General features: G+C 55.4%; 7 protein-coding genes. 5 read left to right on the forward strand and 2 right to left on the reverse strand.

The genetic code is table 11. The annotated features are described in order from the left end of the window. Window positions 1–136 precede the first annotated feature (136 nt). On the forward strand, window positions 137–1,072 hold the full coding sequence (locus IM700_RS15445) for a hypothetical protein (protein ID WP_155605785.1): 936 nt from the start codon (window positions 137–139) through the stop codon (window positions 1,070–1,072). A gap of 456 nt (window positions 1,073–1,528) precedes the next feature. Here the strand turns inward: IM700_RS15445 and IM700_RS15450 are convergent, their stop codons facing one another. Next, complete coding sequence (locus IM700_RS15450) at window positions 1,529–2,410, reverse strand: AraC family transcriptional regulator (protein WP_155605784.1); 882 nt, start codon at window positions 2,408–2,410, stop codon at window positions 1,529–1,531. 138 nt (window positions 2,411–2,548) lie between these two features. Here IM700_RS15450 and IM700_RS15455 point away from each other — a divergent pair, with 138 nt between their 5' ends. Further along, a complete protein-coding gene (locus IM700_RS15455; RefSeq protein WP_193416590.1) occupies window positions 2,549–4,516 on the forward strand; it encodes a glycoside hydrolase family 127 protein in 1,968 nt (655 codons plus the stop codon). Window positions 4,517–4,560: 44 nt separating this feature from the next. Here IM700_RS15455 and IM700_RS15460 read toward each other — a convergent pair whose 3' ends face one another. Further along, window positions 4,561–5,805 (reverse strand): MFS transporter, encoded by a 1,245-nt coding sequence (locus tag IM700_RS15460; RefSeq protein ID WP_193416538.1) that lies wholly within the window; start codon window positions 5,803–5,805, stop codon window positions 4,561–4,563. Between the two features lie 231 nt (window positions 5,806–6,036). Here IM700_RS15460 and IM700_RS15465 point away from each other — a divergent pair, with 231 nt between their 5' ends. The 3 genes from IM700_RS15465 to IM700_RS15475 all read left to right on the forward strand — a co-directional run bounded on the left by IM700_RS15465 (window position 6,037) and on the right by IM700_RS15475 (window position 14,553). Then, a complete protein-coding gene (locus IM700_RS15465; RefSeq protein WP_193416537.1) occupies window positions 6,037–10,746 on the forward strand; it encodes a WIAG-tail domain in 4,710 nt (1,569 codons plus the stop codon). A gap of 361 nt (window positions 10,747–11,107) precedes the next feature. Next, on the forward strand, window positions 11,108–13,315 hold the full coding sequence (locus IM700_RS15470) for an FMN-binding protein (RefSeq protein WP_193416536.1): 2,208 nt from the start codon (window positions 11,108–11,110) through the stop codon (window positions 13,313–13,315). 281 nt (window positions 13,316–13,596) lie between these two features. Next, window positions 13,597–14,553, forward strand: a complete 957-nt coding sequence (locus tag IM700_RS15475) for an HD domain-containing protein (RefSeq protein WP_193416535.1) — start codon at window positions 13,597–13,599, stop codon at window positions 14,551–14,553. Window positions 14,554–14,557: the final 4 nt, after the last annotated feature.

The following is a 14,557-nucleotide window of genomic DNA, read 5'->3' on the forward strand; positions in this document are numbered from 1 at the left end:
GGATAAGGAAAGGCGGGGCACCTAAGGGGGCCTCGCCTTTTTATGCACTCCTTGCCGGTATGTGGAAGCTGCAAAAATGCCCTACAGTGGCAACTTTTTTGAAGATTGAACGTCAGTGTATATGGGGGTGTTGATATTGCAAAACATGAGCTTGAAGAACGATAAATGGAAAAGAACGGCGGGTTGGTTGAGCATGATCCTGTTGGCCATATCGCTGACAGCATGCACCGGGAATGGTTCTGAACCTGGGCTAAATGCAGGCGGTGAAGCGAACGGGAATCCATCAGCGCCAGGCAACAACGGAGGCGAAACGGACCCTTCGAGCGATACGCCGGATAAGGATGCAAGCGAAACGAAGCAGGGGAATGGCACATTCGTCGGGTTGATTGACAACCATTCGGCGGAGATTGAGCTGGAGGGGACGCCAACCGCTTTTCAATTGGATGAAACCTTAAGCGCGATGGCGCAAAACTTGGAGCAAGGGACGTCCGTCTCTATTGAATACGTGGAACGGGCAGTAGAGGGCGATGCTACGCTGAAACAGTTGGTGTTGACGAAGCTGGAGGTGGCTCCCGCTAAAGGAACGACGAGCTCCGGTTCATCGGTGGAGTTGCCGGCTGAAAAATCGCTTGAAGTCGAGCTGGAAGGGACGAAGGAGACGCGAACCGCCACTTTGGCGAAGGGTGACGGGTACGCATTCTATATGTTCGACATCTTCTCTTTTGATGCTAAAACCAACAAGTTAATGATGAATTATGACTCGGCATATCATGTCGTGATCACTAAGTTGCCTTCCGGTTATGATGTCGAGGAGCTGGCTAAGACGACAAAGAATGAGTTGTCTAAGATCGGTAAAGTTGAGCAGATGTCCGGCGACCAAGTTTACGTAACGATGCGAGATGCAGAGCTGTTCCTGATCGCCCGGGGCGATGACGTGACCCAGGAATACATCGTCAAGAACATCGACGGGCAGGGATTTGCCTTCCTGGTCAATATGCCTCACGGCGAGGCTTCGGAAGGTTTTGGCCCACTCGCGTTTGCATCGATCAACACAACGGTAGCAACGGATTGATCCCAATAGCAAATTTTTGAGAGCACATCCTAAATCTAACCGTCTGCGCAGGGCTCCTGCAGCGGACGGTTTTTATGTTGAAGGGGAGTAAAAAAGAGAAGAAATGTTGTATTTCGTGCAATGTTCCTTATGTGGATTAGGCGGTAGAGCCCAAATGTTGCATAAGGAATTACAACATTTCAGGTTAGGCTCAGCGGCGACGGGCGGGGTGCAGCAAACGGGATCGATGCTGGATAGACCGGCTGCAAACCAACGCATGCAAGTCGCTCAGCCCCCAGTCACTCTGCCCCAGCCGCGTAACCCCCCAGTCACTCCGTCCCCAGTCACCTCGCCTCCAGTTGCGTCATCCCTAGCCCGTAACACACACTCGCATCGCCCCAGTCGCGTTACCCCTAGAAGAGCCTCGCCTAGAAGCGCCATCTCCAGTCTCGTCACACTCAGCCATAGCCCTCGTCCTCAGGACGTGTATTGTTTACGGAACGCGCGGGGTGAGCAGCCGTTCTTAAGCGCAAAACGGTTCGAGAAATACGGGGTGCTGTTGAAGCCAACGTAAGCGGCGATGTCGGCGATGGGCCATTCCGTCTTTAGCAGCAGCAGCTTGGCTTGTTCCAACCGATAATGTAGCAAATAATCGTTGGGGGTCATGCCGTAAACCTGCTTCATGCAGCGGGTGATGTAGTTGTAGTGGTAATGTAACGCGCTGGACATTTGCCCGCTGTTCAGCTCCGAGCGGTAATTGCTTTTGATGTAAGCTTCGGCCTTTTCTGCAACGACAACCACCGGGGAGGCGTGTGACTCCAGCTGTCTTAGGTCCATCGCATGGAGAAGCTCCTCGAACCGCTGTTGCCTTATCCAAAACGCTCGGGACTGACGTTCTCCCAGACTGTCCAGCAATTGCCGGAACAAGCGGAACGTTTGGTCGGGAGAGGGAAGGTCCCATGCCTTCGGCAGCTGTAGGGAATAAGGTGAGGCAAGGAAGCGGGCATAGTGCTCGTCCGCGTCGGGATAACGGTGGTCCGCTTCTTCCGCCGGGAGTTGCTGCCACGCACAGACCGTATAGAAATGCAGCCAATAAAATGAGGTGGGTTCCTCGCATGGTCTCACCGCGTAATGATGCCGATCGGGCAGCAGCAGCAGGGACTGACCTGCCCCCAGGCTCCAGGCCTGCCCGGCTTCGCCGATGAATAGCGTTCCTGACTCCACCACGATCCAATCGAAAATGCCGATATTCCGCCGATTGGGATGCTCGTCTCCCGGCTGATATACTGTATGTCCGCACTCGAGAAAATAGGGCAGGGGCGGAGCCGTAAGCTGCACTAGCTCCGTTGGTTTTGACATGATCATCGCCTCCATTTCGAGTGTGAAATATTATAACTTTGAGGTTGCTGCTATTCATATTTTGATCTAAATATATGAGATAAAATGAGATTTGTCAGTATGATTTTTCAAAAAAGAGGAGGACGCTTTGCGATGAATATGGCCGGGCAAATGCCGCGTTCCGAGCGGATCGCGCTAAATCGGGTAAAAATCCGCGACGAGTTTTGGAGTTACTATATCAAATTGGTTAAGGAGGTTGTCGTTCCTTATCAATGGGAGGCGCTAAACGACCGGGTGGAAGGGGCGGAACCCAGCGGTGCGGTACGCAACTTTCAAATCGCCGCGGGTCAGTCCCAAGGCGAATTCTATGGGCTGGTGTTTCAGGACAGTGATTTGGCCAAATGGCTAGAAGCGGCGGCTTATCTTTTGGAAGCGGATGCAAACCCGGAGCTGGCGGCCATTGCCGACGGGTTGATCGATACGATCGCGATGGCCCAGCAGGAAGACGGGTATTTGAACACGTATTTTATCCTGAAGGAGCCGGACAAGCGCTGGACGAACCTGACGGAATGCCATGAGCTCTATTGTGCGGGACATTTGATCGAAGCGGGAGTTGCCTATTATCGGGCCACGGGAAAAAGAAAGCTGCTCGACGTGGTCGCGAAATTCGCGGATTACATCGACAGTGTGTTTGGCCTAGAACCCGGCAAGTTGGCCGGCTACGACGGCCATCAGGAAATCGAGCTGGCGCTCGTGAAGCTGTACGAGGCGACCGGTGAGGAACGGTACTTGCGCTTAAGTCGATATTTTCTCGATCAGCGGGGGCAGCAGCCTTTCTTTTTCGAGGAGGAGTTGAAGCAGCGGGACGGGAAAACGCATTGGGCTGGGAGCGCCAAGCACGTCGATCTCGCTTACCATCAGGCGCATCAGCCGGTACGGGAACAAGAGACGGCAATAGGGCATGCCGTTCGTCTGCTCTACATGTTGACCGGGATGGCCGATGTGGCGGCGCTGACTGGAGATGAGACCCTGTTGGCGGCTTGCCGTAAGCTGTGGGACAATATCGTCGGCAAACAGATGTACATTACCGGCGGGGTAGGCTCGATGCCGCAAGGCGAAGCGTTCTCGTTTGATTACGACCTGCCGAACGACACGGTATATGCGGAGACCTGTGCGTCGATCGGACTGATCTTCTTCGCCCAGCGAATGCTGCGGATCTCGCCGGAATCGAGATACGCCGACGTGATGGAGCGGGCCTTGTACAATACGGTCGTCGGCGGAATGGCCCGGGACGGCAAGCATTTCTTCTACGTGAACCCGCTGGAGGTGGATCCGAAGGCTTGCGGTGGCGCCAATCATAAGGTAGACCATGTCAAACCGGTGCGCCAGGAGTGGTTCGGTTGCGCCTGCTGCCCGCCGAACATCGCCCGGCTGTTGGCTTCATTAGGCGAATACATGTATACGGTCCAAGGGGACACGGTTTACGCCCATCTTTATATCGGCGGGGAAGCCGAATTGCAGACCAGCGGCGGCAAGGTGAAGCTGACGCAAACGACGGACTACCCTTGGGACGGAACGGTGCGTTTCGAAGTGGAGCCGGAAGGGGAAGGCCGCTTTACGCTCGCGCTGCGGCTGCCGGATTGGTGCCCGAAAGCGAGCCTTAAAGTGAATGGGGAAATCGTGCCGCTGGAGGAAGGTTTGTTCCAGGACGGCTATCTCCGGCTACAGCGGCAGTGGAGTAAGGGTGACATCGTGGAACTTACGCTGGCGATGCCGGCGACGCGCATGTACAGTCACCCGCTCGTGCGGGCAAACGCCGGGAAAGTCGCTCTGCAACGCGGCCCGCTTATATATTGCTTGGAGCAGGCCGACAATGGCGCGAACCTGCATGAACTGGCACTTCCGCGGGAGGCGGAGCTTCGGATCGAACGCGAGGCCGGACTGCTCGGCGGCGTCGTCACCGTACAGGCTGAGGCGGTTCGCCGCGCCGCGCCGGACTGGAACGGCGGGTTGTACAGCGCGTCTGCGCAACTGTCGGAACAGAAGGCAGCGCTCAAATTCATCCCGTATTACGCCTGGGCCAACCGCGGCGAAGGGGAAATGACGGTGTGGGTGCGTGAGCGTTAAATAGGAAATGCTGCGGTTCTTCGCATGTGGTTCAGACCATTTAATTATTGAACATTCCACAGACGGGTCCGCACGTAAACGGCCAATGCGACCAGATTCCATACCGAGCAGGCCACAAAAATGACACTTGCCCCCCACCAGGCAATCACCCAGCCGGAAGCGTAGACGGCGATCGGCATACCGATGCGGAAGCAGGTCCCGGTAATTCCGGTGATCCGGCCCATGAGATGGGCTGGCGTCTGCTCTTGACGGAACGCGTACACCGAAACGCTGTATAGGGTTGCGGCAAATCCACATACGAATAAGGCGGCTGCAAACGACACAAGTCCATGTGTGATAAATAGTAGAAAATAAGCGACAGCGTTCAGCAGGATCGAAGCGCCGAACACTTTGCCAAGACCCCAGGCCTGTCTAAGCTTGTTCAAAAGCAGGCTTCCAGCCAGGCCTCCAGCTCCCGAAGCGGAGAGTACGACGGCCAGCAGGGACGAGGACAACCGCAGGTTGTCCTTGGCGAAGTAAATTGCCGTGGTGTTGATCACGGTATAGGTGCAGTTCAGAAAAACAACGAATACCGTCATCATCATGAGTGGCTTATTGGCGCTAAAAGCATGCCACCCCTCCAGAAACTCCGCGGCGAACTTAGTTTGCCGCGGAGTTTCTTTTTCCCCAGTCAATTTCAGTCTTGTGAACAATCCCATGCAGATCAGGTAACATGCCGACGTGATGAGCAGTCCGTCAGAGACGTCGGATAACATCAAGATCAAGCCGGACAAGGCCGGTCCCATAATGCCGACGAAAGTCTCTGCAAAGCTCAGCTTGGCATTGGCGGCCGTGAGTTCTTGGTTCGGGACGCTCAGCTTAATGAGGCTGACTTCAGCGTTGAAATACCCGTAACTCAGCGTCATCAGGAAGAAGCCGATCGCATAATAGACCGGCAGCAAATGGATCCCGCTCCGAAACAAGAGGGCGAAGCTCAGGAGCAGGACGGCCTGGAGTCCGATCATCCAGAGGACCCAACGTTTTTTGTTGACGCGGTCCACGAAGACCCCGATGAAAATGGCAAAGAAGAAATTGGGCAGCAGTTCCGCGGTTTTCATGCTGGACATGGCCACAGAGGAATGGGTGATATCGTAAATCATCAACGGAAGAATGATTTCGTACAGTTTCCCCCCGAAGGTGAGCAGCACGACACTGGTTAAAATGATCGCGAAGGAGCGGCGGTGGTGTTGATTCAGAGCAGAGCTTGTGCTCGCAGACTTAGTGGTGGTCAAAGTGAGATCGTTTTCCATGTTCGGTGGCCTCCAGGTTCTTGACAAAGGGAATGGATCAACATGTTTACACACAAGGTTATTGTAACGCGCTAACAGGTGCGGAAAAACGGTAGAAATTTGGCGAAACCATTTCATCTTTTCTCGAGTCTTTGGACGGCTATTTCCTACTCGAAAGCGTTGTGACAAGAGCCTAATTGCCCGCATATGATACCGGAGATGATTAACTTTTGGCAAAGGAGAGGGCGGCTCTTGAAAAGACAAAAACCAGCGAAACCTAGTAGACCGAGGAAATCGCTCTATTTCGTAGATAACCCGGAAATCAACGAATTAACGCTGTTGGAGGAACGAAAGGTTTCGTCGCAATCTGGGGATGAAGGGGTTCGACTTCATGAAACTGCAGCGCTCACACTGCCAGAACAAGGCGAAGAGACCACGGTGCCGGCTGCCATTGAGGCAGAGCCGGAGCACGAGAGTATGGACGGGACGCGGGCATTGAAGGATTTGTTGAGCGAAAAAACCGCACCCAATCAGGAGCAAGGCATTATTTATACCGACGATATCATTGATGAAGCCGTGACCCGGGAGAAAATCGCCCCGTTCGCGATCGACGCTTCGCGGATCATGCGGGGGACGATTGACACGGCTTGGATCGCCGACTACGCCGTGGAGAACATCAAGCTGGCAGACCGGGCGGTGACCTCGTCCAAAATCGCTCCGTCGTCGGTGAACGGCAGCCACTTGGTGGACAGCTCGATCGAAGGACGGACGATCCGGGACCACTCCATTAGCGGGGAGAAGCTGGTGGACGGCAGCATTACACCGGAGAAGCTGGCCGATCGGGTCATCACCGGGGAGAAGCTGGCGGAGGGAGCGGTGGAAAGCCGCCATTTGTCGGAGTGGATCGTGACGGCCGAGTTGCTGCAGGACCAAGCGGTGACGGGGGATAAAATCCGCAGCGGAGCCGTGAATGCACAGCATTTGGCCAACGGGGCGGTCGACACCTCGAAGCTCGGGGACGCCTCCGTGACAACGTCTAAGCTACGCGATAGCTCCGTGACCGGGGACAAATTGGCAGAAGGCACGGTGGAAAGCCGTCATTTAGCGGATCAGGTCATTATCTCGCGCCACTTGGCTCCGGGCTTGATCGGCCGGGAGCTGTTGGCCTGGTCCAGCGTTGGTGCAGAACAACTGCAAATGGGGAGTGTCACGTCGGCTCATTTGAGCGGAGCCGTGGTCGAATCTCGCCATCTTGCGTCAGGGGCGATAGGCAGCGAACATATCCAGCCGGGCAGTATCGGGCAGGAGCATATCGCTGACAGGGAGATTAAAGCACGGCATCTGGCAGACAAAGCGATTCCTTCCACAAAGCTGGCCGACCAGTCTGTGGGTACTTCGCATATCGTGGAACAGGCGGTGACCTCGTCTAAAATTGCCGATCAAAGCGTGCTGCCGGGGAAAATCGCCGACGAGGCCGTTCTGACCCGACATCTGGCTAAAGGCGCTGTTCAATCGACGCAACTTGCCCGGGGCTCAGTTACGAGTCAGCACCTGACCGAAGGGGCGGTGCAAAGTGGGCACCTGGTGCAGGAGGCGGTACAGGAGTGGCATCTGGCCGATGCCGCGGTGACTGGGGAGAAGCTGGCGTTCGCCGAGGTGACTGCCGATCATCTGGCGGAAGAGGCCGTTTCGGCGGATCATCTGCAGGCGGGGAGCGTTACGGCTGACAAACTGGCTAAAGGCAGCGTAACATCCCGGGCGATCGCGCCTGGCGCGGTGACGGAAGCGGCTATTGGATCTCAGCAAATTACGGCCGAACATTTGGGATTAGGTATCGTGCAGACCCGGCATTTGGCGACGGGTTCCATTAACCGCAGCCAAATCGGAGCGGGGGCGGTGCGGGAGGAGCACCTGGGTGTTGGCGTCGTCTTCTCGCCGCATCTTCAGGACCATGCAGTCACCAGCTTGAAGTTGTCGCCGGAAAGTGTTACGACAGATAAGCTCGGAGATCTGGCGGTGACAGCCGCTAAGCTGGCGGTAAGCAGTGTGACCGGGTCGAAGCTGGCGGCGCAGGCCGTGGACGCCGGGCACTTGGCTCCGGGTGCCGTTGGGCCCGAAGCATTGGCTGCCGGCGCCGTCACAGCGAGCCATCTGGCCGATGGGGCGGTGCAAAGCACGCATTTGGCCGAAGGCAGTGTGACGGGACGACATCTCGGCCAGGCCGAGATCGAATCTCGTCATATCGCGGATGAGGCGATTGATGTCGATCATTTGTCCGCTGCTCTGCGGCAAAACGGGGTATTGCCTGAGGAGGGCATCGCCGGGGAGGACCTGCAGTCCGCCTCCATCACAAGCCGACATCTTCAGGCGGGTGCGGTCGGTGCTGAGGCACTGGGCGAGCAGGTGGTTGGCAGCACGCATCTGCAAGCCGGCGCGGTGCAAAGCGGTCATTTGGCGAATGGGACGATCCAAAGCCAGCATTTGGTGAAAGATGCGGTACAGAGCGTGCATTTGGCTAAAGGCGGCGTGACGGAACACCACCTTGGTGAAGCCGTCATCCATTCTCGACATATCGTGCCTGAGGCGATCGATGCCGGGCATCTGTCTGCCGAACTGCGGCAAAGCGGACTGCTGCCCACCGCCGGCATCAACGGGGAAGACTTGCAGCTGGCATCGATCACGAGCCAGCACTTACAGGCCGGCGCGGTTGATGCTGAAGCGTTGGGTGAGCAGGTAATCGACAGCACCCATCTCCGAGCCGATGCGGTGCAGAGCGGCCATCTGGCGAATGGGGCGATTCAAAGCCGACATTTGGCCGAAGATGCGGTGCAGAGCGAGCATTTAGCCAAAGGCAGCGTGACTGACCGCCACCTTGGAGTCGCGGTAATCGGCTCTTACCATATCGCCGCTGAAACGATCAGCGCGGCTCATATGACGCCCGCGCTGAGGCAAAGCGGGCTGCTGCCTGCCGCTGGTGTCGACGGAGAGGCTCTGCAAGCGGAATCGATCACCAGCCGGCATTTACAGGCCGGTGCGGTTGGCCCTGAAGCGTTGAGTGAGCAAGCGGTGGGCAGCGTTCATTTACAGGCTGGTTCCGTGCAAAGCGACCATCTGGCGGATGCCTCCGTACGCAGCCAGCACTTGGCCGAAGGTGCGGTGCACGGCGGGCATCTTGCCGAAGGCAGTATTGAATCGCCACACCTTGGAGAGGCGGTAGTGGATGCCCGTCATCTTGCTCCTGAATCCGTAAATTTCCGGCACCTGTCGCCAGAGCTGCAACAAAGCGGTCTTCTGCCCGTAGCCGGCATCAGCGGAGAAGCCCTACAGCCGGCATCCATTACCAACCGGCATTTGCAAGTTGGAGCAGTTAACGCCATAGCGCTGGGTGAGCAGGCAGTCAGCAGCGGCCATTTGCAGAGCGGCTCCGTGTATAATCGCCACCTGGCGGATGCTTCCGTGCAGAGCCGGAACTTGACCGAAGGCGCGGTAGAAGGCGAGCATTTGGCTGAAGGCAGCATTGGGTCCCGGCACCTCGGGGAGGCCGTGGTCAATGCGAACCATCTTGCGCCCGAAACTGTGAATGCGGGTCACTTGTCCGCCGATCTGCAGCAAAACGGTCTGTTGCCCGCTGATGGCATCAGCGGCGAGGATCTGCAGGCAGCGTCCATTACAGGCCGGCATCTGCAAGCCGGCTCGGTGAATGCCATCGCGTTGGGCGAGGAAGTCGTTGGCAGTGGTCATCTGAAGGCCGGTTCCGTGCAAAACCGCCATCTGGCGGATGCGTCCGTGCATGGCCGGAACCTAGGCGAGGGGGCGGTGCAAAGCGGGCATTTGGCCGAAGGGAGCGTTGAGTCCCAGCACCTTGGGGAGGCCATCGTCGACACACAACATCTGGCCCCCGAATCCGTGAATGTCTTGCACCTGTCTGCCGAACTGCAGCAGCGCGGTCTGTTGCCCGCAGAAGGCATCAGCGGGGAGGATTTACAGCCGACGTCCATTACAAGCCGGCATTTGCAAGCCGGAGCGGTGAACGCCGTGGCCTTGGGTGAACAAGCGGTTGGCAGCGGTCATTTGCAAGCGGGTTCCGTGCAAAGTGCACACTTGGCAAATGGAACCGTCCAAGGCCGCCACTTGGCTAATGGCGCGGTGAAAAGCGGTCAGCTAGCCGAGGGCAGCGTGTCAGCCCGCCATCTCGGCGAAGCCGTTGTAGGCCCTCGCGAGCTGCAGGCGGATTCCGTGCAAAGCGAGCATCTGGCGAACGGGGCCGTTCAAAGCCGGCACTTGGGCGAAGAAGTTGTGCAAGGGGCAAATTTGGCAGCCGAAAGCGTGGAATCCCGACATCTTAGCGATGCGTCGGTGAATGCCCACCATATCTCCCTCGAAGCCGTCAATATCTGGCATTTGTCTGCTGAGATTCAGCAGCAGGGGCTGTTGCCCGAGGATGGCCTCGGAGCCGAAGACATCCAGCCGTCAGCTATCGGTCGGCTGCATCTGCAGCCGGGTGCGGTGGACGGCGGAGCGCTGGCCGAGGATGCAGTTGGGACGGAGCATCTGCAGGAGGGCGCAGTCGGGAACGTTCACCTGGCGCCGAATGCGGTCGGTAGCAGCCAACTGGCCAACGAAGCTGTCGGAACCCGCCACCTGCAACCGGGTTCCGTCGGGATGGAGCAGTTAAGCTTTGCTCCGATACAAACGATGTCGGGCCAGCCGGCGGAGCTGCAATTCGGTATGGTCGCGTTTCTGCTGAAACATCATGAGGTGGAGACGACGGTAACGATTAGCTTCGATTCGCCGTTCATGTCGTCGAACTATGTGGTTGTTGCCATGACCAACCATGCTGCGTATTCCGCTTCACTGAAAGAGCAGTCGGCCGAATCGGCCGTGATCACGATCTCCAAGCTGAAGGAGAGCAACGTCAATTACGGATTTGTGACATGGATCGCAATCGGTAATACGCTGTAGGACGTTTGTGAATACAACAGCCGCCGGATCACTCCGGCGGTTGTTTTTCTTTGGCAACGCCTTGGAGAACGTGACATATCTTTCAGGCTGTGTGATTTTGCGTACAGCTTTTTTGCGACAAATTACCTAGTATTTAATGGAAACCACCCGTATCTATTTTTTTCCACTGTTATGTGAATTGATTCACGTTCGTGGGAGGCGTGGTTTCCGGTTAGACATCGTGCAAGAGGGAGGGGCGCGATTGCTTGGAAAGGGTTTCATCGTTTCTGAGCAAAGTCGAATAACAAAGAGAAACACCATTTGAAGAGCAGGTTATGTAATTTACATAGCTTGGTGAATTTCACAAGGGAGAGGATCGCATTTGAAAAAGCTGATTAGCCTTACAGTAAGCGCGACGTTGGTATTATCATCCTTGTCGCTTACCGTCGGTATGTCGGGGAACAAACTGACCGGCATTGACGTAGTGTCCGCTGCATCGGAATCAGAAACGCCAGCTAAGGAATCGACACCTAGCAAGACAACTACGCCAAGCAAGTCGACAACACCAAGCAAGACAACAACGAAGACACCTAGCAAGACAACGACAACGCCGGCAAAGACACCTACGAAAACGACAACGCCTGCGAAGACGACAACCAAACCGGCAACTCCGGTTAAAACGACTACACCTGACGTCAAAAAGGTTGAGAATCCATACGCTGACGGTGTGTACGTCACTTACGGTAACGCTTATTCCAAAGGAACCGAAGGGGCAAAGGTAACGATCAAGGATGGCAAAGTCGCCGCGATCGAACTGCTTAGAACAAGCCCTAAACTGATTGACAGAGATGTGCGCAACAACTACAGCGGCCTCTGGAATGCTTATGAAACGATGAAAACCAATCTGCTCGGCAAAACGCAGGAACAAGCCGCTAAGGTGGACATCGTGTCCGGGGCAACTCGTTCCAGCAATGGTTGGAAGATGTCCGTCGACCGTGCTTTCCAAAGAGCCTTGAAAGCGAAGGCAAAGGGTGTAACCTATTTTGCCGGTGAGCATATGGGTGTAGATCCGGAAGGCAAATACATGGTCTTCGTTACTTTTGATGCTACGAAGCGTACGGCTGTCAAGGTTTACCCGCTGGATGCCAGCGGCAATGCAATCGAAGAAGCGAACCTGACCGAAGCGCAAGCAGCGTCGGTGAAAGCCATTACTGCCGAACTTCTGGCAAAAGGTACAGGCGCTGTTAGTCCTAAAGGACAAGAAGCCGAATACAAAGCCGCAGTGAACGCTTATTGGGATGCGGAACAAAACGCGAAAGTAAGCAACGATTCGAAATACATCGACGGCTTCTACTCTGCTTACGGCGCAGCCCGTGATAAAGGCGTAGAGAGAGCCGATGTCTACATTCGCAACGGCAAGCTGGTTGATGTGAAGCTGTTTAGACTGGGCTCCAACCTGATCGACCGGGGCGAAACGGCTTATGCCGAAGTGGTAAAAGCGAACGCGCCGATGACGGCTAAACTGCTCGCTAAAGGCTCGTACATCGCGAACTACAGCGACGACGTTGACGCGATTGCCGGCGCAACCGAAAGCAGCCACAGCTGGAACCTGGCCGTGGAAAGAGCTTTCGAAAAAGCGTTGAAGGTACCGGGCAAAGCGAAGTATTTTGAAGGCACCTTCGCTGGTGTCGACAACCTGTCCAAAGTACTGGTTCTGGCTGACATCAAAGCAGACAAAGTTTCGAACGTAAATGTACTCTTATTTGGCGCCGATGGTAAACTGATCGCCGCCGACAAGCTGACGGAAGAGCAAAAAGCTCTTGTCGCTCAATTGAATGAAGGTTTGACTCAAAAAGGTGCAAACATGACGCCGATCGTAGGTCAAGAAGACTTGTCCCTAGCTGCCAGAGCCGCGTTCGCCGACTTGCTGAACAACGCTTCGAAAACACAAGGCAACTACAAGGACGGCACTTACACTGCGTTTGGCGACGCTTATGACAAAGGGACGAACCGTGCGGATGTCACGTTGCGTAACGGTGTCGTTGTTGGATTGAAGCTGTATCGTGTTGGTGTGAACATGGTTGACCGCGGTGCTTCCGCTTATGCGGAGGTAGTTAGAGCGATCCCAATTCTGACCCGCGATCTGCTGTTTGCAGGAACGAGAGAGCAAGCAGCTAAAGTGGACGTCGTGACCGGGGCAACCAGCAGCAGTACCGCTTTGAAGACAGCTGTGGAAAATGCCTATAAGAAGGCAGAAATCAACGAGTCGTACAAAACGGCTTACATTAACGGCATTTTCGCCGGTATCAATAAGGACAAATCCGTTTACGTCATGGTGACGGTCCAAAACAACATTCCGTTCAAAATGGAAGTATTCTATCTAGATGCGAACGGCAAAATCAAGACCGCAGAACAATTATCCGCTGACGAGAAAACCGTCAAAACGGAAATTGAAACGCCAACCACAGAAGGTTCGTTGCATAAATACGGGTATCGCCCGGCAGCCTTTGGTGAAACAGACGGCGTGAAGGCGGTATCGGCCCAAGTGGTCGACGCTGTGAAGAATGCGCTTGAGAACGCCGGCAGATAACCGTTTTCGTCGGAATCTGCGAGTCTAAAGACTTAGTGCATAAAGCCCCCTTGGATTAGATCTAAGGGGGCTTTTGCTGTACCTGAGGGACAACCATAAAAATTCTGGGTTACAACTTATGTCATGGCATGGCTTGAGCTCTAGAAGGACGTTGTCTTCGTGATATCACGGGGACGGCGTCCTTTTTTGGATATCGGGATAAGTTGGCGAAGGGAAAAGGCGCTGAGCTTTTGGCAGTCCCATAGTATAATAGATTTATCATGGATTTGGAGGAATTACGGGTGACGCAAATTAATCAATTAAGAAATCAGGATGAATTCGTTGGCTTTTATTTGCTTAAGGAGCTGGAGGTAAAGCAGACCAACGCCAACCCGCCAAAGGATTATTTGGATATTGTGTTGTGTGACGCGACGGGCGAAATGCCGGCTAAATTCTGGGATGCTTCGTCAACCGATAAGGAAACGTTCTTCCCGATGGGGCTAGTCAAGGTGCGGGGAATCGTGCAAACCTACCGGGAGAAGCTGCAGGTCAAGGTGATGCAGATCCGGCCGGCCAATCCGGAAGATGGGGTGAGGCTGACGGATTTCATCCGTTCCGCACCGATTTCATCCGAGGCGCTGATTCATACGATTCAAGGCGTCATCAACGCAATTGCCGATGAGGAGATCCAGGCGATCGTCCGGTATTGCGTCGGGAAGGTGGAGGAGAAGCTGTCCCATTACCCTGCAGCCAAAACGCATCATCATGCTTATTTTGGCGGATTAGCTTACCACATGGTGCGCATGCTGGAAATCGGCGATTTTCTGTGCGGGCAGCGATCATTCCTGAACCCGGACCTGCTGAAGGCAGGCATCATTTTGCACGATATCGCCAAGCCTGAAGAAATGGTGGCCGAGTTGGGCATTGTGTCCGAGTACAGCACGCCGGGCAAGCTGCTGGGGCATATCTCCATGTCCTCGCAATGGATCACCGAAGCGGCGATTCGCCTCGATATTGCATTGGATTCGCCGAAGGTGCTCGGGCTGCAGCATTTGGTGTTGTCTCACCATAATTTGGGAGAATGGGGCAGCCCGGTGCAGCCGCAGACGCCGGAGGCTGTCGCCCTGCACCATATCGACGCGCTGGACGCCAAACTACAAATGGTGGAGGACGCGCTGGCTACAACGCCGGAATCCGAAGCATGGACACCGCTGATTCGGGGGCTTGAGAACAAGGGGATCTACCGCTTGAAGTGGTGAGTGC

Origin of the sequence: Paenibacillus rhizolycopersici (assembly GCF_014947195.2) — a bacterium.
Taxonomy (GTDB): Bacteria; Bacillota; Bacilli; order Paenibacillales; family Paenibacillaceae; genus Fontibacillus; species Fontibacillus rhizolycopersici.

Excerpts from the sequence above, each read along its gene's own strand:
- IM700_RS15450 (WP_155605784.1), bottom strand. The coding sequence starts at position 2,410 with ATGTCAAAACCAACGGAGCTAGTGCAGCTTACGGCTCCGCCCCTGCCC.
- IM700_RS15455 (WP_193416590.1), top strand. The coding sequence starts at position 2,549 with ATGGCCGGGCAAATGCCGCGTTCCGAGCGGATCGCGCTAAATCGGGTA.
- IM700_RS15460 (WP_193416538.1), bottom strand. The coding sequence starts at position 5,805 with ATGGAAAACGATCTCACTTTGACCACCACTAAGTCTGCGAGCACAAGC.